The sequence below is a fragment of the Crossiella sp. NPDC003009 genome, from assembly GCF_053591555.1.
On record NZ_JBSFUA010000057.1, the window covers coordinates 29,907 to 48,559 of the forward strand.

The window sequence follows — 18,653 nt, forward strand, 5'->3', positions numbered from 1 at the left end:
CCGGCGTGATCACGGGGGCGTGTTGTCGTTGGCGGGCAGGGGAATCAGACGGCGGTCTTGACCAGGGTCACCGCGCGGTCATCCATCAACACGCCGTCGGCGCGCTGGATGAACCGCCAGCTGATCTGGTCGGTGTTGAACGCCACGTGCTCGGAGCGGTCGACGTGCAGAGCACCGGCGAAGCGCACGTAGTAGGCGCTCAGATCGCCGAAGCACATGACCTTGCTGTCCGCGGCCAGCGCGGGCACCGCGACGTCGTGGAGCACCGGCTTGCCCAGGATGGTGCTCGGCTCGCCCACGCGCAGGGACTCCTGCCACAGGTAGTTTCCGGTGTTGTCCTTGAGCTTGCGGATGCTGGCCGCGGTGGAGTCGTGCATCAGCCAGGTCGCCGCGCGCCGGTACGGCGGGATCAGCGTGTGGTAGATGTCGATCAGCTCGTCCGCGGTGACCGCGGTCTTGGCCGCCAGGGTCTTGCCGACCGGTGCCGCGGTGAACAAGCCCTTCGGCTTGCCCACGCCGTCACCGACGAGGAAGTGCCGGTTCAGGCCGTCAGCGAACGCCGGGCCGGCCTGGGAGACCAGGTAGCGGCCGAGGTCGAAGATGGAGTCCTCCAGGATCTCGCGCGTGGCGAGCACCCGGTAGGCGTACTTGAAGGCGTTGATCTCCACGTGCGGTCCGAAGCTCGGGTCGGACTCGGGGATGTTCGCGCCTTCGCCGACGATGGTCGCGCTGGAGTAGCCGGTGACCTTCGGCCAGTACAGCCGCTCACCGGACTCGGTGCGCAGCACTGTGGCGCCCGCGGTCATCACCGAGGACAGTTCGCGGATGTACTCGAACATCTGGCCGTAGACGTCGCGGAGCTTGATGTCGGGATCGTCGATCCTGTTGAGCTGCCGGGATTCGGTGGCGGTGAAGGCGGTGGAGCGGACCTCGCCGTTGAGCAGGCCGGCCAGGCGCTGCTCGTACTCCTCGGCCAGGTCGTCCAGCTTGCCCTGGGCCTGGTCGTGGCGGGCGGCCAGACCGGCGCGGGCGGCGCCGAAGTCGCGCTCGATGGCATCCAGCGCGTCCTTCTCCGCCTGGGCTAGGCGGGTGATCTCGTCGTTGAGCCGCTTCTCCTGCTCGACCTCGTAGGCGGTCAGTTCGCGGCCGTCGGTGGCATCGGCCAGGCGACGCAGTTCGGTGACCGCGGCCTGCCGTGCCTCGAACGCCCTCTTGGCGTCCACAATGGACATAGGTGTGCTGTCTCCAGATCACGGGCAGCCAGAGGGCCAGCCCGCAGGGGTGAAGGGATCGGCCGGGACCGGGTGGTCACGCGGCAGGAACCACACGCCGTGGCAACCGCGGAGGAGTGGGCGGCTTGGCGGGGGTGCGGGTGGTGCGCCAGGCGTCCAGGGATCGCATGGCGGCCTCGGTCTGGGGGTAGGCCGGGATGGTGACCGGGCCGATGTCGACCACGGTGATGCGCTTGAGCGTGCGGCGCATCAGGCCGTCACGCTCCTCCCACTCGTCTTCGTCGGCGAAGAAGGTGAAGCTGGACCCCGCGATGTCGCCGCGGCGCAGGAGTTCGGCCCAGTCCCGCCCGGCGGTGGTGTCGGGCATGTCGATCTCGTAGCGCATGCCTCGGGCGTCGGGGATCAGGCGCAGGGTGCCGGAGCTGAGCCGGCCGAGGACCAGGTTGCGGTCATGGTTGGCCAGGGCGAGCACATCGCCGTGCCGCGGCTCGTGGACCACGTCGGGCGCGATCTGCTCGACGAAACCGCCGAGGTCGCGCGACCACTCGCCGTAGACCCACGCGTAGCCGGTCATCGTGGTCCCCGCGGTGTCCTGGTGCCCGCGGTGCTCCACCGGCAGGGTCAGGGTCCGGATTTCGGGGGTCACGTGGTGTCCTTCTTTCCTTGTGGCACAGCGGGTTTCTGCTCCGCGACGGCTGGCGGCCCGGGTGGCGGCGCGTCGTCGGGCGGGTCGCCCAGGCCTTCGCCGTGGCCAGGGGCTCCGCCCCCGGGGTACTCGGGATCGGGGTCGGGGTGGGTGGCCTGCTGGATCTCGATGGCCAGCTTCTCCGCGGTGAGGCGGGCGATCTCGGCCTTGTGCTCCTGCTCGGCGGCCTGGCCCTCGGCGCGTTCGGTGTTCGGGCCGACCGGCCCCATGTTCAACGGGATGTACGGGGCGGTGCCGATGCCGCGGGGGTGCGGCGGCAGGTCTTCCTCGGCCCGGATCTCGTCCATGGTCTTGATCCCGTACTGGATGGACCAGATGTGGGACTGGAAGCGTTCCTCCAGCGACCCGCGCAGCAGCTCGTCCATGTTGATGCGGATGTAGGTGTCCAGCGGGGTGTCCGGCTCGGTGCGGACCAGGCGGGTGAGCGCGTGCTCGACCCGGGTCACCCACGGGCGCAGGGTGTGCTGGGCGAACATGGCGTTCTGCTCCGCCAGGCCGGAGCCCCAGGAGGTGGACTGGCTGGCGTCGGCCAGCAGGTGCACCGGGACGGAGAACAACCGGGCGACGTCGGCGACCCCGTACTTCCTGGTCTCCAGGAACTGGGCTTCGTCGGGGCTCAGCGAGATCCGTTTGAATGCGGCGCCCTCGGTCAGCACCGCGAGCCCACCCTGGGCGTCGCGGCCGTGCAGCTGCTTCCAGCGCTGGGTGAGCCGGTTGGCGGCCTCATCGCTCATCCGGCCCTCGGTCTCGATGACCGCGGTGGGCATGGCGGAGTTGCCGAAGAACTTCGCCCCGTACTCCTGGGCGGAGAGGGTGACGGCGATGGACTGGGAGGCGGCCTTGATCGGGCTGACGCCCAAGTGCTCGCCGGGCATCTCGATGCCGACGATGTGCACCAGGTCCTGATTCGGGGTCAGACGCCGGCCGTTGACGTGGTAGGTGATCCGGCCGTCCTCATCGGAGAGCGCCACCTTGCGCGGGTCGAGCACCACCGCGGCCAGGATGCGGCCATAGCCGTTGCGCTCGACCACGAAGTAGGCATTGCCGTTGAGCAGCAAGGAGACGATGAGCTGGCCGATGAAGCGGATCTGGTTCATCGACCCCTGCGGCCCGCGGGGCTCCTCGATCCACTTGGGCAGCGACTGGGCGGTGCGGGTGCCGTCCTTGCCGCGCCGGAAGGTCTCGATCGGCAGGGTGCTGATGGTAGAGCTGATGATGTTGACGCAGCCGTAGACCGCGGACAGGCGCATGGCGGTGGCGGCGTTGATCCGCAGGCCGGTCTTGGTGTCGTAGTTCTCCAGCAGGAACCGCTGGAGTTCCGGGGTGAAGGAATCGAGGCTGATGCCGCGCTGCTCGGGCTGGCCGCGACCGAAGAACCGGTCCAGGAAGCTCACTCAGCCGCCTCCCGGGCGGGTGCGTCCAGCACCAGGGCGGTGCGCAACAGGGCGGCGCCACAGACCATCGGGGCCAGCGGCGGCCAGGCCATGCCGGCGCCCACGGTGAGCAGCACCAGGCCGAGCACGGCGAGCAGGGAACGCAACGGGAGAACTCCTAGGAGGCGAGGATGAGGAGTTCCGGTTCGCCGGGGTCGGCGTAGAAGACGGCTCGGTGATGCGCGATGACGGCGGCCACGGCCGCGTCGATGAAGCGCTTGGAGCTGCGGAACTCCTTGCTGATGCGCCCGCCGCGGTGGTCCTCCTTGAGGATCGCGTTGGCGACGTGGCGCGCGAGAACGGCGCTGCCGTCGTGGGACAGGTGCCCGTCCCGAGCGGCGTCGGTGAAGGTCTGGGTGGCCGGGATCATGCGGGCCAGGGAGCTGGTCGGGAACTCCACCACCGGCAGGCCCTCGTCGGACATCTCCTGGAGGGTCTGCTCCCAGCGGTAGGGGTCCGCGGCGATCTCGACCACGCGGTAGGTTCGGCAGACCTCTTCGAGGACCGCCTTGACCTCGTGCAGCGGCACGCGCCAGTCCGGGTCGTTGCGCGGGGCTTCCCAGACGCGGATGGGGACCAGGTGCCGGTCGCGCACGCGGCAGGCCACCAGCGCGGTGGAGTCCGAGCGCCAGCTGCCGTCCGCGCCCACCACGATCTCGTCGCCGGGCTCCAGACCCTCGGCCTTGAGCAGCTTCTTCCAGGTGCCATGCGGCAGCCAGGTGGTACCGCCGCGGACGAACTGGGAGAGCCGGTAGATCCGGAACGCGGCCTCACTGGTGCGCTGCACCGCGGCCTGGAAGTCGTCCTCGTTGAGGATCGGGTAGGCGGGGTTGCACGCGCGCCAGACCGCGGGGTCGGTGTGGTCGACCTCTTCGTCCGGCAGCGGTCCCCAGGAGCGGTAGAAGAAGGCGGGGTCGTCGACCTCGCCGGAGTTGACGCGGCGGCCGTAGGCGCACAGCTCGGCGAACTCGCCGTCGGGGTCCGGGCCGGCCGTGCTGATGACCCAGAACATGGGCTGGTTGCGGGCAGCGGAGCCCAGGGTGAGGGCGTCGAAGAGGTCGGCGTTGCGGGCGAAGGCGTACTCATCCAGCGAGCAGGCGCTGACGTTGAGGCCCTGCTGGCGGCCGGCGTCGGCGGAGACGACACGGTAGGTGCCGCCGTTGCGCGGGTTGGTGATCGAGTCGCGGTGGACGATGAGCAGGCGGGACAGCTCCGGGGAGGACAGCACCATCTTGCGGGCGGCGTCGAAGACCATCCGTGCCTGATTACGGTCGTTGGCCGCGGCGATGACCTGGGGTTCGGCATCTGCCCGGTCGGCGACCAGGTGGTAGAGCATGATGGCGGCGGCCAAGGTGGACTTCCCGTTCTTGCGGGCCACGCAGACCACCGCGGTGCGGTGCTTGCGGCGGCCGAACTCATCGAGCCGGTATGCATCCAGCAGCAGCTGCTTCTGCCACCGGGCAAGCCGGAACGGCTGGCCGGCGTGGCTGCCGACCAGGCGGCAGAAGCGCTGGATGAACGCGATAACCCGATGGCCCTCGGTGGGAAAGTCCGCCTCGGCCTCGCCGTAGTAGTCGGCGTCGAACACCAGCGGCTACTCCTCCAGGAAGACGTCCAGCTCGCTGCGCAGCTCGGCCGCGGACAGGCCCAGGCGAATGCGGGAGTCCGGGTTGAGGCCGAGGCGGTCTTCGAGCTGGGCGAGCTTGGTCTCGATGGAGTCCACGGCGCGCAGGGCCGGGTGGACCGCGGGCTGGCCGGTGGAGCCGACGCTGACATAACCGTCCTCGGCGGCGATCTCCAGCAGCACGAGGCGGCGTTCGTGGAGTTCGGCGTAGCGGGCGATGGCGAAGTGGTCCGTGGCGGCGACGTAGGCGCCCGCCCCGGCGCTCCAGACCTCGTTCCACACGCGTCGGCCGATCTCGCCCAAGGTGTCGGGTGGGGTGGGGGCGGATGCGGGGACCAGCTGCGTGTGGTCGGGGCTCTTCGCGGCCCGCGGGCGTCCTTCGCGGTGTTCGGGCGCCTTCGCGCGGCTCATCGGGGTCTCCCTGGGCGGACTCGGGTCAGGCCCGGCCGACCTCGGGTCGCACAGGCGGATACGGAAAGCCGCAGGGGCGCTCGACCGGGCCTCGGCGGAGAGGAGGACACCGAGGCGGGAGACGCGGCCCTGCGGCGGCGTGGCGGTGCCCCTTGCACGAGGGCCAGAAGCCGTCCACGCGAACTTGCGGTGGTTGCACACAGTGACGAAGCCGTTACGCGGCAACCAAAAAACGATCGGCACTCAGCGCGCATACGGCGGCGGGTGCCCGGGGTAGCTAGGCAGGGGGGCCGTCCACTTTGGACCGTGCCCCGCCCCGGCGGATCACCTTCTGATGATCAACACAAGGAAAGATGACGTGAATCACTATGACCTGAAGCACAAACGAGATTAAGCCGAATGGAGCAGAGTTCAACCGGGCGAGGACCGGGCGCGACCACGGCGCGGGTGGTGGCCAGGGCGACCAAAGGCGCACAACTCAGGCAGTCCACCGCCCGGCGTGCCGCTGGGCAGCGCGGGCGCGTGCCTGCGCGCTGGTGATCTGCGCGTGGCAGGCAAGGCACAACGGCCGCGCGTTGGGGTCCGTGTCGGTGCCGCCGTCGGCCAGCGGGTGGACGTGGTCCACATGCAACTGGTCGGCCGGGTAGGTGGTCTCACATCCCTCACACCGGCCGTGGCCGAGGCGGTTGAGCTGGCGGCGCATCCGGCGGGCCGCGCCATCGCCCTGTGCACGGGCGCGGCGCACGTAGGCACGGCGGTGGCGTGGCGCGTCGGCTACCCGGCTACACGCCGGACAGCGGGGCGCGCGGGGGGAGGGGCGTCCGCACGAAAGGCACGGGCGGAGGGTGGGCACCTGTGCGTTACCCCTTCCCCGGTCAGCGGGGGCAAGGTGTCGCGTTGCGCCCCACACCTTCTATCTGTGTGCGGCGTGTACGTCGGCAGGGCGCGGACCCCGGACATACGAAAAGCCGCCCAAGGGCGGTATGCCCCTGGGCGGCTTGGTGGCTGTTCGGTTGTCCTACACCGCGTTCATGTCGAACACGTAGGTGTTTCCGGCCCGCTCGATGGCGGTGTGCACGGTCCGCAGTTCCTGCGAGTATCCCTTCAGGTCAAACGTCACATGCCTGCGCATCATTCGCGGCATGCTCGCACGAATCCAATAAAAAAGGGCGTGTGCCTCCACTTCGCTCGCCGAGAAGTGTTCAAATGACGGCCATATTCCCAGAAACCTGTCCTCGGCCTTCATGACCTGACTGAAAACGAGTGGTTCATTTTGGCTAACTGCTAGCGCCTGGATGTATGCGACAAACGCGTGTCCAGATAGAGTCATTCCGTCTTCAATTGACGACCCGACTTCTGGATTTTCCATTGGAAGGCTGTCGAACGGAAGGATCACCCAGATTTCTCCGGCTAAGATGGACGGGGGAGCGATCCACCTTTCTAGGATGGTGGCGAGTTCCCTGGGAGGGCGTTCGAGGCTCAGCAGGTATCCGTCAATCTTTCCCTCTGCCCACTTTGAGTGAGCTAGTACCCAAACATGCTTAATGCAGTCATTCATAGCCTACCCTCCTTTCAATATCGCGGATCTAGGCGGCTTCCATGTCGAATACGAACACCGATCCGGCGAGGCGAATCACTGTGTACTCGGATTCGAGCTTATCGGCGTAGGCATTAATGTCGAACCTGATAAAACCTAGAAATCCGGGCGGTACACCATCCATGAAGGAGTAGATGCCGAGTTCATCCGCTTCGTACTCGGCGAAATCCTTCAGGCTTGCCCAGTTGCCGTACAAGCGGTCGGTAAATTTCGACAGTTCGTCTTCGTTCAATGGCTCGCTTCCCCAGTATTCCTTGAGTGCGTGCACGTAGGCCGCGAAATCTTCGCCATGCTCGCCGATTCCCCGGCCAATGGCGCTCACCAGTTCCAGGCTCTCGTACTCGCCGATCTCGATACCCCAGAACCCGTCAGCGTCATGAATGGCCCACTCCTCTGCCGGTCCATAATGGGACTCGCGCAGAATTGCCTGGATCTCTTCATGGATGCTGTCCGCGTCTTGGTCGGCAGCGATCCAACGCCCGGTCAGCTCGCCGTTGTTGTAGTCGGAAAGTGAGGCGACGTAAATTCTCGGAGAGTCAGAGATGGTCATCGGTCACCGCTCCAAAGACTGATAGTCGGCTCAAGCGCTAAGGCTACGGCGACGGCGTAACTTACGACATAGAGCCCATTACTAATCGAGTGCCAGTCCTCGTCACTCGCCAGACGGTCGAACGCCCCCTGTTCTTTGGTAATAGCGCACGGCCATGCTTCAAACAAGATGCCTACGACTTTCTCGCTCGGAACCAGAAGGACGTCACCAAATTCGATATCTTCTGAGCGCTGCGACATGTCATATGCCAGGCGGGTGCTCTTAAATTGGCGGATCGTAGGAACGTACGGAATGGATTTGGGCATAGCAGTCCCCATTATCGAATTGGCTGTTTCCCCTGCGTTCGGTCAGGGTGGCAACACTCGGAGGTGCTTCCGCCGAGTGCCACCAGGGTGACCGGACTACTTAGGCGAGATCAGTTCAGCTTCCAAGACGGATTCACCATGGGTTGTGTAAAAGTGGTCGCCGTAGTCGCCAGCGAGAACACATGCTTCTTCCAGTGCTTCCTGTTCATCAGCAGCCTCGATCTCAGCCACGTACTCGACCGTTTCGGTGAGGGATACGCGATACTTTGGCATGACCGGTTCAAGCTCCTTTGGCGTCATTAGTAGTGATTCGCGTTGCCCGACGCGCCCATTATTCGCAGGCGCGTCAATGATCTAGCTGAATGCATGTTGCCGACGTGTATTCTCTTTTGCGGTATCGCTCGCCGCAGTTCGTTACCGCGTCTTCGGCCACTCGAATGGCTGACTCTTCGGTCCTGGCACGCACTCGGACCTCATACTCAGCGCATTCAGTTACTGTCACCAGGAACAGGCGCGCCGGGTTATCCGACATGAACTTCCCCGTCGGCTGCATACAGATTGCATTCGCCGTAGACCTTGCTGGCGGCCGTCAGCCGCTCACCACGTTCACCGAACCCACGATCCCAAAACCCGGCACCGTGCCCATTTCGAGTGAGCCAGAAGTCGTGACCGGCTTTCTCTGGGTTCAGCCCGTCGAGGTCGACCATGTTCGACCGAAAGAAGTCCAGGCAATCCGCATAGAGGCTGAAGTATGCATCCTGCGATAAGTCGTACATGCCATAGTTCAACTCAAGGGGAGGTGGATTTTCTTCAGAACCCCTAACTGACTCCCAATCTAGTGACGACCAGAATGCCGCCTCCACATATCCGTCGAAGAAGATCCCGAGTTCTTTAATTCCCCATCTTTGGCAAGTGGACGTTGAATACTGCCTGACGCCCATTACTTGACCTCCGGCCCACAGATGCGATTTCCCATAGTGCGACAGTCAAAGCGCGGGTCGTCATCGGAAATGAGTTCGGCGGGGACTGGCGCGACGGCACAGTCGTCCGAACGAAGAGAAAAGACGATTGCCACGAGGGCGACAACCAGCAGGAAAACTCCAACGGCGTTCCGCATTGGCTTCATTCCGAATCACGCACCGGAAGGACCACAAGTGTAGGGTCGAGCCTAAACTCATAGCCGAGTGGCGCGGCATTTTCATTCAGGTAGTCAAGGGCGGCATTAGCGATGTAGGCCATGTCCTCAGAGTCATCGCTGTCAGCGCAAGAGTGGGTGAACCGGTCGAGGATGCGCACTACCATGATGATGTCCACGGGATGCCAACCACATCCAATAGCCAGCTTAACGACGTCGCAGTTGAGGTCGTCATCGTCCTCATGGATAACCTCAACTGTGAACTGCGCTTCCGCGAGCGTCAGTGGCCGGTGGCTTCGGGTCTCAAGATTCAACTTCACTTGCTTGCTCGCTTTCGGTTCGGCGGAACTGACACGACACAAGCTATGTGTGTGTCCACCTCACTGGCAAACTAGATGCGCGGTACCCGTACGCGGTCACCGTGGCTCCGTACGTCAACACGGGAGGAACATGGGTCGCAACTAGCCTGACCTGCACATATTCGCCCTGCGGAGGGGACAACTCCGCCACATCACCCGCCCAGCGCCGGTGAGACGCGCCCGCTGAATGGGGCCTATTTGCGTTTCCGGACGCTGTTTTGGTGATTTACGCCACGATCAAAGGAGCTTTCGTTGACTGGATTAAATCGATGGTGTAGCTGTGCGCCGAGGGTGATCATGGAATGGCCGATTGACAAAACCATGTCGGCAGCTTAGAGCGGCCTATATGGAAAAATCATGATTTTTATATATATATGCGCGCGCGACGCGTGAGCGAAGAGAAACTTGAGGCCGGCTGTCGACTCGAATATTCGACCGGGTCCGGCGGACGCTCGCGGTTTCCATCGGCTCGCCTGGAGGCCAAGCAGCCGGGAACCGAGGAACAGGTGCTGGCGGGAGGGTCGAATGCCGGTATGTATGAATGAAGGAAGGTTGAAGCTTTGCCGACAAAGCAAAGCTATGAGGACCGACCCGCCCCGGCGCTACTTCATGCACTTCCGCATGCAGGAAGCCCTGCGGCCCGTTGCCGGAAGTCGGTGCAGCTGCGGTCCGAGTTCCGCGGGCTGTCCGACGTGGTGCGGTGTGTCTTCGTGCCGGTGTACCTGCCATCGCACGGCGGACCTCGTATCCCCGCCACCGTCGTCGTCGTGGCTGGCGCCGTGGTCCCGGTCGTTCGGCACGACGTCGAACAGGCGTCCGGAGGCAGGACGAGCGGCGGAACTCCCGAACAGAACCGCGGTGACGTGGGCTGAGGAAGGGTGAGCGGATCGACACCCCGGCCGGCCGGATGTCGCCGGGAACTACCCCCTGGTGTGGGAGGCCCCCCTGGTCGTGGCGACCCCCCTTACCCGGTTCGCCCCCCTTACCCCTTGCAGGTGATCAACCGGTGCAGGAGTCGCGCCCCGAGTAGATCGTCAGCACGGTCTCGCCGGTGGCCGCCCGTACCTGGACACCGGTGATCCCGCTGCCGGAGCGGACCTGGTACGCAACCAGAGCGGAGCAGATGCCGGCCGCGGTCTCCTTGGGCAGCTCGGCCTTGGCGAGGTTGGTGACCGCCACGGCGAACGGCTTCTTCTGGTGCACGCTGCGGACGTGTGGAAACCATGGCTGCTGCCCGTGCTGCTCCGCCAGGAACTTCTTCAGTCCGGCGTCCTCCGGGCCGAGGTCCTGCCAGGCCGCCGCTGTCGGTCGACCATCCACGGGCTCGCTGGACCAGAACCACACGGCGCCACCGAGCACCAACCCGGCTGCGGCTAACGCCGCAAGCGTCAACCTTCCGCGCACCTGCTTACCCCCTCGGTCGAACAACAAGCGGAGGCCCCCGGCGAGGACGATGCCGGGGGCCACTCCACTGTATTGCGATGCCTTCGAGAAGACGTCGCCTTGTTGGCTGTCCCTCGAACAGCCGCAGTGGCGCCTCTCAATGGAGGTGCGCCTAGACGTATGTGGCGACCAAGTTGTCTGGGCTGTTGAGCCAGACCGCCTGCTGCGAGCCGGAGACGAACAGGCCGAATTCGGTACGCGCAGGCCGACCCTGTGCGGCCCACCAGTTATGGGCCTCCTCAGCCTCCGTCCACAACTGCCGGGGGCCGTGTTGGCGCACCGGATACTTTCCGTCGGCTGTGTGCTCCGCGGTCACCTGAACCGTGGCCCAGGACTCGGTGTCGGCGTGGTAGAGCAGGACTTCGTAGTGGTCTGGATCGTCGTAGGCGACGCTGTACCGCACGTCGGTCAGGCGAAGACCGATGGCGAACGCGCCGTCGGGGTCCTCGGCTACCTCGTACGGCATGACGGTCGTGCTGGTCACCGGAACGTCGGTCGCTGCCTCGGCCAGCCGGCCGAACTTGCCTGCGTGGCCGGGGGTGCGCTGGCTGCGCAGGTTCATGAAGAAGGCGTCTCCGATGACGGGACCGACCGCGGTTCGGTCGTCCCTCACCACCATGCGGGCGAGGACGCCGCTGCCCCACATTGTCTTCCAGGGCAACAGAATCTGGCCGCCGGTGAGTGTCTGCTCCACCCACGCGGTCGGTATGCACCCGGCCAGCACCGAGGCGGTGGCCACCACCCGGTCGTACTGGGCGTTGGGCTGGTAGCCATCGCTGCCGTCGCAACAGATCACCGTGGGACTGCACTCGGCCCGCAGCAACGCGGCGCAGGCCCGCTCGGTGAGATCCGGGTCGACCTCGATGCTGGTGACTTGGGAGTCGCCGACACGGTGGCTGAGGAGGGCAGTGCTGTAGCCGGTCCCGGTCCCGATCTCCAGCACCCGGTCGCCGTCCTGAACGTCCAGCGCGTCCAGCATCGCCAACACCAGACCCGGCTCCGAGGCCGAACTCGTGGCGTTGCCGCTGGTCCATGGCCAGACGGTCTCGCCGTCGTCGAGCTGGGTCACGATCGGCTGGTTGGAGTAGACCTCGGCCTCCCACCGGTCCGGGTCGTTTTCCCGGTCCAGGGGCTCGGTCCTGCCGGCCGAGGTGCTGACCCAGCAACGGTCCGGGATGAAGTTGCCGCGGTCGACGGCGGAGAAGCTCGCTGCCCAGGCTTCCGGGAGCAGGCCGTCGGCGTGAAGCTCTGCGGTCAGGTCGGCGTGGGTGCTCACTTGCCGTGCCTCCGATCGGGTCGGTCCGGATGAGGAGGTTGGGGCGGTCCCTGCGGCCGGTGAGGCGGGTTGCTGGTGTCCTGGTCGGTCTTGTCCTCGTGTTTGGCCACGAGCCTGTGCCTTTCTCGTTGTGGGATAACGGTGCCCGTGTAGCGGGCCTGGTTCAAGGGGTGGCGAGGGAGCCGCGGAAGGGGAGCACGGTGCTTGTTTCAGCGTTCGGGTCGGCGGCCATGAACCGAGCCATCGCACGCTCGCGCAGGAGCGCCTCGTACACGCGGTAGTTCCTCGTCAGCGCGTCCAGTTGGCAGGCGTAGTCCTCCCGGGAGGCAGCGAACATCGACCCAACGAGGTCACGTCCAGGGGTCGAGCGGTGCTCGATCCGATTGGAGGCGACCTGAGCCACGACGCTGGAGAAGCCGAACTCGGCCCGGTCCGCCAGCAGCCGCGATGGGTGGTCGACTAGTTCCCGGTCAGCCGCAATGAGGCAGGCGAAGTATCGATTCCGGTCGGCCTCCGCCTCCTTGGGTATGACCGGCTCGCGGCGGTACGCACACTCAGGATCGCGGCGAAGAAACTCCAGCATGCGGCGAAGGCCGTCCTGGAAGACGTGCCGGACGTCGTAGAAGTCATCGGCATCAGGCCCATCGGCGGGGTCCGGTGCAGGCTCGCCCAGCCAGTTCGCAAAGTCGAAGTCCAGAAGCCGGGCCTTGGCCACCACTCCCACCACGGGCTCAAACGCCGCGCCCAGCGACTCCATTGCCTCCAGGGCGAGGTTGCGCATGTCCACGTAGACGTCCACTGTGCCGTCGCTGCCCTGGTGGGGGCTGTCCAAATCGGCAGCGTCGACCAGCGCAGCGAGATCCTGGACGGCTCCGCCAAGTGCTACGCCGCACTCGGTGAGACGGTCAAGCGCCGCCCGGAACTTGGCCTGGCTTTCGGCAGTGATCATCTTTCCCACTTCAGCGTCCTCGATCAGCGCGCAGTAGAGCCAGCCGCTCGTCAAGCAGCTCTTCCAACTCGGGAATGGAGCGCCGCTCCAGCAACATGTCCCAGTGCGTGCGCGGCGGCTTGACCTTCTTGGGCTCCGGCTCGATCCCCTCGACCGCGCAGGGGCTCTCGACGCCGTGCTGGCGGCAGTCCCACGCCGGCGGGACCTCGGCGTCCTCGGCCAAGCAGACGGTGAACCGGTGCCCCTTGGGACAGGTGTAGGCGACCGACCTACTAGCGGCGCCCGTCTCCTTTTCCTGCTCGTAGCTTTCGAAGCCGCTCAGTCGACGCCCTCGTAACCGCAACGTCGTGTGGAGGCTCACTTCGCGCTGCCCTGTGCGCTCGTCTGACCGTCGCCCCCCGGCACACCCTCAGCTGCTTCGGCTTCGGCTTGGACGGCGGCCTCAGCCTCCGCTCCATCTGCCATCTCGGCCCGCTGCTTGGCAATCCCCCTCCGCGCATCCACCAAGGCGATCGGCAGGTTCAGCGCCGTCTCGCGACAGACGCGATTGACATCGACCAGCTTGCCGTGAGCCTCGATCAACAGGTTGTAGACGGAGTACAGGAACGTCCCAGGCAGGAGGCAAAGCAGGCTCCCCACTGCCGCGATGGAGCTGTCCAGGCTGGAGATGGCGACATCCAGGTCCTCAGTCGGAAGCGTCCGGATGGCGTTCTCGACCACCTCGTCGGGATGGTCTGTGGGTAGTGCGTCCGTCAGATCGAGTCGCATAGTGTTGGCCCCCTTGGGTTCTAGTTGTTGTTGATCAAACTGATGGGATCAGGCAAGCTCGTTCGGAACTCACGGGCCAGGTTGAGCGCGCCCCCTACGTCCAACGCCGGAACGCCGTCCAGGTGGGCGATCGTGGACAGGTCGTAGTCGTGGACGTGGATCAGGTGCCACGTCCGGATGGCCGAGGCCACCCGGCGGCCTTTGTGGATGGGGTTCCAGCGGTAGACCGCATTGCCTGCGTCGGCGTTGATCGGGTGGTGGAGCAGCAGGCCGAGAATGTGCTCGGGCCGGATGAGCGGGTCGATCTCGAAGGGCCGCAAGGGCTCAGGCTCGACCAGGCGGGGCACCAACAGGCAGACGCTGACCGCGATGGCCTGGCCCAGCTCGTTGTTGTTCATGGTGATCCTTCGCGTTGGGGAGGGCCGTGGGCGACCCGCGCCGTGCAGCCGCCCACGACCCCTTTCCCGACCAGCCGCGGTATGGGCGGAAGACAGCGGCCGACCGGGAAGTTGTTCAGCGGATCGGGTTAGATCCGGATCACTCCGAGCTGGATGCCCGTCAGGAGGCAGCGGTTGCAAGGCGCTCCGAGCGGCTGGACAACGTGCAGGCCCTGTCGGAATTCGGTGCCGCACAACGCCTTCGTGCCGTCGGCCAGCGAACCGACGTCGGTGACCCCGCGGTAGCCGTGCTTCTCGCGATCCCTCGGGCTGTAGACCCACAACAGGTCGGCGTCGCGGTTCATTCGGCGGTCCCCCAGATCCAGAGCGCGATGCCCACGGCGAGCGCGACGCTGCCGGTCAGCACCATGACAACACCTAACACGAAGCTTGACGGCGCGCCGAGCATGAGCGGCAGTTGGTAGCCGCCGGTAGTGGTCTGCATTGGTGGTTCCTGTTCGTGCTCAAGAAGATGGCGAGTGGTCGGTGCCGCCCCCGCGCCTAGCTGAGGGAGGTGTGCGCGGGCCGGGGGAACGGCGGCACCGACCAGGCCGACCGCGGTGAACTCACGCGGCCGACTGCTGGAGAACCGGCTCGGGGCAACCGTGTCTCCCGTGTTCCCCATCGTGCAGCGTGCTGTAGACGCGCGGATACACCCGGCAAGGAACAGGGTCGCCGCGTCGGGTTAGCCACCGCCACCACGCAGAGCGCGATGTAGCGGTGCACCGCTCACACGCGCCGTCGCGCTCTGGCCGGTGCTCCTCCAAGAGGTCAACAAGTGCCAGGACGGCGCGAACTCCGTCTTCACGCGCCAGGGGCAGCGCCTGCTCGTCGGTGCCGTGTTGGAAGACCCGGAGTTGCGTGTCGAGATTGCTCTGGACCGCGAGCTTGATCCACCACATCACGACCACACCCCGACCTGGTGCTGCGTAGGGATGCTGGGGGTGATCGCATTCCCGTGCGTGACGAGCAGAGTGGCGAGGTTGGCCATGACCGAGGCGTTAAGGGAGGCGGAACCCCCGGGCGGCAGGACGAGGACGCAGCCGTTGTCGTTCGGAACGAACTGCATCGTGCGGACACGTTCGCCCGCATCCAGACAGACCAGATCGACAGCCGCCGGGTTAGGGGCAGGCTCCACAAGCTTCTCGGTGCTCATCACACACTCCTCCGCAGGGTCGCCGGTTTGCGAGCAGTGCTCACATCCGCCACTTAAGGCGGCGACACCAGGAAGGAGAGCCGGACGAACTCGATCAACATCCGCGGAACAGGCGATGCGTTACGACTGGAGTGATCCAGCCACCCGGGCCACCCGGACCAACCTTCCCGGCGCTCACTATGAGCACCGGGAAGGACACTAGGAGTGATCCGGCGCGCGGAGGGGACAACTTGTCCCGGGGGACAAAATGTCCCCTATACGGCGATGAGCAGCCGTCCCGCCATTTTCTCAGCTGCGGTGCGCACCGAGGCGTGCCCCTTGGTTGCCAGGGTTGTGATGATCTCCCTGGCACCCAAGTTGAACTGGACGGCTTCGGATGAGAACTCCTCGGCCTGCGCGAGTGCGATCAACGCTCCACTGTCCCGCTGCTGGTGGAGAGCACGAGCCACGTGGACCAGGTGGGACGCCTGCCAGGTCCTTGAGGGAACTCGATCAAGATCGACGTCCTCCGCGTGTCGCAACGCCTCGTGACTGTCACCCAGGGATTGCGCCAGCCAGGTTTTATGGATCTCGACATGCCCACGGCTGAAGCCATGGTGGTGGCTATAGTGCTCGGGCAGCCTGCTGAGCATGCTCTCCGCAGCCTCCCAGTGAACCCACGCTGAGGGGTCCCGTTGTTCCCGAGCCTTCGTTGACGCGCGCGCCAGTTGCACTACTCCCCAGAGGCCGCGCACGTCGTCAGGGCCGTCGGAGAGCATAGGGTCCAGTGCGCGGGTTGCCGTCCGCAGATTGTCCATCGCTTCCTCTTCGCGTCCCGAAACGCGGAGGGCAAATGCGGAGTACAGCAACCCGGTGGCGTAGGACTGCGGCTCATCCGCATCTTCACCTGCCTGGTATCCACGGTCGACAGACAGCCAGTACCAGTGGTGCGCATTCTCCTGCCAGGCGAGGTATGCCTGACTAAGGTGCATGACGTCGGCCAGTGCCGCCCGAGCGCGCCTGCGTGACACCCCTTCGTTGTTGCGCACGGCTGCACGAGCAGCGCGAATCAGGGCAGGAAGTTCCGATGCGCTGTAGCTTCGCTGGGTTGGCGATTCATGCCAACCTTTCCAGGCGCGATCAATGGCGGCGCGCATCCAATCGACCGATGGAGGCTCGCTCGAAGGTTCCGTGGCCACGTATTCAGTAAGTGCCTGGCTAACGGGCTCTAGGCCCGAATGGCTAGGGCGTTCGGTTGGCGGAATCTCGAAATTGACAAACTGACCGTAGATCTCCGACAGATTCTTGATGCCGACCAAACGACCGAGCTGAATGCCCATTTCGAGCGGCAGTCCGCGAATCCCTGACTCGATCTTCTTGAGCCAGTCGGGGGATTTTCCCAGTAGTCCGGCTAGCGCCGTTTGACTTTTGCCGGTCCGTTGGCGCAATGCCTTCACATTGGCCCCGATCGCGATACGCTGCTCTTCAGTCCACATCGCCACACCCTTCGCCAACGGGTTGCACCGCACTGCCCGGGGACACCGCCCGAAGCGGGTGGCGGTCACGGGCTCTGCCTCCAGGTTAGCCGTGCCACGAACGAGTGACACTAGGCGAGGTTGCTGACAAGGGACTTCTAGCTGGATACCGCCCCCTTCTCGATCACCACGGGGCACCGCCAAGTCGCGGCTTGGTTCAGTCGAACAGCTTCGCTGCGGTTCGCCCCCGGTGCCCCAGCTTCGCCGCCTGACTCCGCCGCATCCTCTCCTTCTCGGCGTTCAGTTGGGCGACTTTGGCCGGGCTGAGCGTGGCGTCCGAACCCCAGGTGACCACCAGCCGCATCTTGCCGAGAGGCGCGAGGGACTCGAACCAGCCGGCAGGGCCGTCGGCCGGCAGCTTCTGGAGTCCAAGGTTCACGACGTCGAAGAGTGATCCGCGGGCGGAACCAACCATGACGGCGGCAACCGTGCGATCCTGCGTCGGCACGCCGCTCTCCTCGCGCAACGGAACAGGGGGCGGCGTCTCCACCACCACCCAGTCCCCTGCCGCAAGGCAGGCTCGGATCACCTCGCGCACTGCTTCGCTACGTGCTTCGCGGCGGGCCATCAGTTCCGTGTCGGTACTGAACGTCACGAGCCGATGCTATCCGTAGTCCGACGAGGTCGGATCGCGTCCGATCGCACGAGGCACAGGTGGGGCAGCGGCTGCGGGGCGCCGTCCCAGGGCACCGTGTAGGCCACGTATGCCCACCACGGTCCGGAATGCTCCCGTACCCACGCGTGCAGCAGCCCTGGCACCCGGTCGGTGAGGGCGAGGCCACGCTGGCGAATGAGAAGCGAACTCGTTGCTGAGGCGCGGAGGTCTCCGCGGTGCACCTCCGCCAGGCTGACGGTCACCGGCACGGCCGGGGCCTTGACGACAACCAGCGCCTCGGCCATATGCGCCCACAGGGCCGGGTCGATTAGCACTGGGTCGAACATGTGTTCGAGTCTCATGCCTGGGTAGCTTGTTGTCCATCTGGATCATGGCGGTTCGACCGTGACCTGACCAGGTTCGCCGTCGGGCGCAAGCTCGCTCTGTTGTCGCGACCAAGTCAGGTACCAGAGGCTCGTGCGGCGGAACGTCGTTCTGGTCCGACACAAGGTCGATGCACGCAGCCCGGTTCTCGACAGCGGGTTGAGTTCCGGTCGGACGCGGCGTCGACTCGGCATCCACGAGAGCGTCCAGGATCTCGGCGAAGAACTTCTCATCCATCGCCGCGACCGCGGCATAGGCGGCGGCATGGTCTGCGTAGTGGCCGGGCTCGAAGGGCTGGGCGATGAAGGGCTTGCCGAGTAGCGCGCTGTGAATGCGGTGCGCGAGGGCGCTGCCCCACGCTTCCATGACCCTGCGGCGGTACTGCCGACGCATCGAGTTCGCCCACCGCGGGTCGTGCTGCTCTTCAGGGAGCGTGCGCAGCCAGGCCGCGTACTCGCTGGCCGCGGCCAGCGCTGCGCGGTCCATCTCCTGTTCGAGGAGGGGAAGCCATTGGCGGGCCGCAGTCGCAAGCTGGGGCCTTGCGGTGATCTCCAGCATGGTGGGGTCCTGGTCCCAGCTGCGGTCGCCTTGCCGGCAGTCGCAGATCGCCTTGACGACCCTCGTCAGGCTGCGAGCCCGGACGAGGCCCAGCCCTGCGGACGGGGACGCGAAGTACAAGAACCAGCTGTGTTTGGGCACGTCAGAGGCGCTTTCGAGCTGCACGCTCCTGGTCCTTCCCGTGGTTGACGACCGTTGTGCGACGACGTAACGTCGCGGTC

At 65.6% G+C, this 18,653-nt stretch carries 25 protein-coding genes; 1 reads left to right on the forward strand and 24 read right to left on the reverse strand.

Features of this window, described 5'->3' with window-relative positions:
* Positions 1–44 precede the first annotated feature (44 nt).
* The 24 genes from ACWDY5_RS36315 to ACWDY5_RS36430 form a co-directional block, all read right to left on the reverse strand.
* Positions 45–1,232, reverse strand: coding sequence for a phage major capsid protein (locus tag ACWDY5_RS36315; RefSeq protein WP_449726654.1), 1,188 nt, complete (start codon positions 1,230–1,232; stop codon positions 45–47).
* Positions 1,233–1,308: 76 nt separating this feature from the next.
* Positions 1,309–1,878: an HK97 family phage prohead protease gene (locus ACWDY5_RS36320; protein WP_449726655.1), complete on the reverse strand. Its 570-nt coding sequence runs from the start codon at positions 1,876–1,878 to the stop codon at positions 1,309–1,311.
* The gene (locus tag ACWDY5_RS36325; RefSeq protein ID WP_449726656.1) at positions 1,875–3,332 is read right to left on the reverse strand and encodes a phage portal protein; all 1,458 of its coding nucleotides are present in this window, start codon (positions 3,330–3,332) and stop codon (positions 1,875–1,877) included. The genes ACWDY5_RS36320 and ACWDY5_RS36325 overlap by 4 nt, the downstream gene beginning before the upstream one ends.
* Entirely contained in the window at positions 3,329–3,478 is a 150-nt protein-coding gene (locus tag ACWDY5_RS36330) for a hypothetical protein (RefSeq protein WP_449726657.1), read from the reverse strand. Before ACWDY5_RS36330 ends, ACWDY5_RS36325 begins: the two co-directional genes overlap by 4 nt.
* Before the next feature lie 11 nt (positions 3,479–3,489).
* Positions 3,490–4,959: a terminase large subunit domain-containing protein gene (locus ACWDY5_RS36335; protein ID WP_449726658.1), complete on the reverse strand. Its 1,470-nt coding sequence runs from the start codon at positions 4,957–4,959 to the stop codon at positions 3,490–3,492.
* Between the two features lie 6 nt (positions 4,960–4,965).
* Positions 4,966–5,406 (reverse strand): phage terminase small subunit P27 family, encoded by a 441-nt coding sequence (locus tag ACWDY5_RS36340; protein WP_449726659.1) that lies wholly within the window; start codon positions 5,404–5,406, stop codon positions 4,966–4,968.
* Between the two features lie 478 nt (positions 5,407–5,884).
* Positions 5,885–6,151, reverse strand: a complete 267-nt coding sequence (locus ACWDY5_RS36345; RefSeq protein WP_449726660.1) for an HNH endonuclease — start codon at positions 6,149–6,151, stop codon at positions 5,885–5,887.
* A 273-nt stretch (positions 6,152–6,424) separates the two neighbouring features.
* Positions 6,425–6,964, reverse strand: coding sequence for a hypothetical protein (locus tag ACWDY5_RS36350; RefSeq protein ID WP_449726661.1), 540 nt, complete (start codon positions 6,962–6,964; stop codon positions 6,425–6,427).
* A 28-nt stretch (positions 6,965–6,992) separates the two neighbouring features.
* Positions 6,993–7,553, reverse strand: coding sequence for an antirestriction protein ArdA (locus ACWDY5_RS36355; protein ID WP_449726662.1), 561 nt, complete (start codon positions 7,551–7,553; stop codon positions 6,993–6,995).
* Between the two features lie 401 nt (positions 7,554–7,954).
* Entirely contained in the window at positions 7,955–8,089 is a 135-nt protein-coding gene (locus tag ACWDY5_RS36360) for a hypothetical protein (protein WP_449726663.1), read from the reverse strand.
* 290 nt (positions 8,090–8,379) lie between these two features.
* Positions 8,380–8,799 carry a hypothetical protein gene (locus ACWDY5_RS36365; protein WP_449726664.1) on the reverse strand — a complete coding sequence of 140 codons (420 nt, stop codon included), beginning with the start codon at positions 8,797–8,799 and terminating at the stop codon, positions 8,380–8,382.
* Between the two features lie 181 nt (positions 8,800–8,980).
* Positions 8,981–9,313, reverse strand: coding sequence for a hypothetical protein (locus tag ACWDY5_RS36370; RefSeq protein WP_449726665.1), 333 nt, complete (start codon positions 9,311–9,313; stop codon positions 8,981–8,983).
* Between the two features lie 1,038 nt (positions 9,314–10,351).
* On the reverse strand, positions 10,352–10,672 hold the full coding sequence (locus tag ACWDY5_RS36375; RefSeq protein ID WP_449726666.1) for a hypothetical protein: 321 nt from the start codon (positions 10,670–10,672) through the stop codon (positions 10,352–10,354).
* A 235-nt stretch (positions 10,673–10,907) separates the two neighbouring features.
* A complete protein-coding gene (locus tag ACWDY5_RS36380) occupies positions 10,908–12,071 on the reverse strand; it encodes a methyltransferase domain-containing protein (RefSeq protein ID WP_449726667.1) in 1,164 nt (387 codons plus the stop codon).
* 163 nt (positions 12,072–12,234) lie between these two features.
* Positions 12,235–13,074 (reverse strand): hypothetical protein, encoded by an 840-nt coding sequence (locus ACWDY5_RS36385; protein WP_449726668.1) that lies wholly within the window; start codon positions 13,072–13,074, stop codon positions 12,235–12,237.
* Entirely contained in the window at positions 13,031–13,381 is a 351-nt protein-coding gene (locus ACWDY5_RS36390) for an RNA polymerase-binding protein RbpA (RefSeq protein ID WP_449726669.1), read from the reverse strand. The genes ACWDY5_RS36385 and ACWDY5_RS36390 overlap by 44 nt, the downstream gene beginning before the upstream one ends.
* Positions 13,378–13,788, reverse strand: a complete 411-nt coding sequence (locus ACWDY5_RS36395) for a hypothetical protein (protein ID WP_449726670.1) — start codon at positions 13,786–13,788, stop codon at positions 13,378–13,380. The genes ACWDY5_RS36390 and ACWDY5_RS36395 overlap by 4 nt, the downstream gene beginning before the upstream one ends.
* 20 nt (positions 13,789–13,808) lie before the next feature.
* Positions 13,809–14,186, reverse strand: coding sequence for a hypothetical protein (locus ACWDY5_RS36400; RefSeq protein WP_449726671.1), 378 nt, complete (start codon positions 14,184–14,186; stop codon positions 13,809–13,811).
* Positions 14,187–14,314: 128 nt separating this feature from the next.
* Positions 14,315–14,530, reverse strand: a complete 216-nt coding sequence (locus ACWDY5_RS36405) for a hypothetical protein (protein ID WP_449726672.1) — start codon at positions 14,528–14,530, stop codon at positions 14,315–14,317.
* Entirely contained in the window at positions 14,527–14,670 is a 144-nt protein-coding gene (locus ACWDY5_RS36410) for a hypothetical protein (protein ID WP_449726673.1), read from the reverse strand. The genes ACWDY5_RS36405 and ACWDY5_RS36410 overlap by 4 nt, the downstream gene beginning before the upstream one ends.
* Positions 14,671–15,126: 456 nt before the next feature.
* Positions 15,127–15,381: a hypothetical protein gene (locus ACWDY5_RS36415; protein WP_449726674.1), complete on the reverse strand. Its 255-nt coding sequence runs from the start codon at positions 15,379–15,381 to the stop codon at positions 15,127–15,129.
* A gap of 254 nt (positions 15,382–15,635) precedes the next feature.
* Entirely contained in the window at positions 15,636–16,856 is a 1,221-nt protein-coding gene (locus ACWDY5_RS36420; protein ID WP_449726675.1) for a helix-turn-helix domain-containing protein, read from the reverse strand.
* A 196-nt stretch (positions 16,857–17,052) separates the two neighbouring features.
* Positions 17,053–17,490, reverse strand: coding sequence for a hypothetical protein (locus ACWDY5_RS36425; RefSeq protein ID WP_449726676.1), 438 nt, complete (start codon positions 17,488–17,490; stop codon positions 17,053–17,055).
* Complete coding sequence (locus ACWDY5_RS36430; protein WP_449726677.1) at positions 17,487–17,837, reverse strand: hypothetical protein; 351 nt, start codon at positions 17,835–17,837, stop codon at positions 17,487–17,489. The genes ACWDY5_RS36425 and ACWDY5_RS36430 overlap by 4 nt, the downstream gene beginning before the upstream one ends.
* A 130-nt stretch (positions 17,838–17,967) precedes the next feature.
* Between ACWDY5_RS36430 and ACWDY5_RS36435 the strand changes: the two genes are divergently transcribed.
* A complete protein-coding gene (locus ACWDY5_RS36435; protein ID WP_449726678.1) occupies positions 17,968–18,195 on the forward strand; it encodes a hypothetical protein in 228 nt (75 codons plus the stop codon).
* Positions 18,196–18,653: the final 458 nt, after the last annotated feature.

Coding starts and splice junctions, on each gene's coding strand:
- ACWDY5_RS36315 (WP_449726654.1), bottom strand. CDS start 1,232: ATGTCCATTGTGGACGCCAAGAGGGCGTTCGAGGCACGGCAGGCCGCG.
- ACWDY5_RS36340 (WP_449726659.1), bottom strand. CDS start 5,406: ATGAGCCGCGCGAAGGCGCCCGAACACCGCGAAGGACGCCCGCGGGCC.
- ACWDY5_RS36350 (WP_449726661.1), bottom strand. CDS start 6,964: ATGAATGACTGCATTAAGCATGTTTGGGTACTAGCTCACTCAAAGTGG.
- ACWDY5_RS36355 (WP_449726662.1), bottom strand. CDS start 7,553: ATGACCATCTCTGACTCTCCGAGAATTTACGTCGCCTCACTTTCCGAC.
- ACWDY5_RS36365 (WP_449726664.1), bottom strand. CDS start 8,799: ATGGGCGTCAGGCAGTATTCAACGTCCACTTGCCAAAGATGGGGAATT.
- ACWDY5_RS36395 (WP_449726670.1), bottom strand. CDS start 13,788: ATGCGACTCGATCTGACGGACGCACTACCCACAGACCATCCCGACGAG.
- ACWDY5_RS36400 (WP_449726671.1), bottom strand. CDS start 14,186: ATGAACAACAACGAGCTGGGCCAGGCCATCGCGGTCAGCGTCTGCCTG.
- ACWDY5_RS36405 (WP_449726672.1), bottom strand. CDS start 14,530: ATGAACCGCGACGCCGACCTGTTGTGGGTCTACAGCCCGAGGGATCGC.
- ACWDY5_RS36410 (WP_449726673.1), bottom strand. CDS start 14,670: ATGCAGACCACTACCGGCGGCTACCAACTGCCGCTCATGCTCGGCGCG.
- ACWDY5_RS36415 (WP_449726674.1), bottom strand. CDS start 15,381: ATGAGCACCGAGAAGCTTGTGGAGCCTGCCCCTAACCCGGCGGCTGTC.
- ACWDY5_RS36420 (WP_449726675.1), bottom strand. CDS start 16,856: ATGTGGACTGAAGAGCAGCGTATCGCGATCGGGGCCAATGTGAAGGCA.
- ACWDY5_RS36430 (WP_449726677.1), bottom strand. CDS start 17,837: ATGTTCGACCCAGTGCTAATCGACCCGGCCCTGTGGGCGCATATGGCC.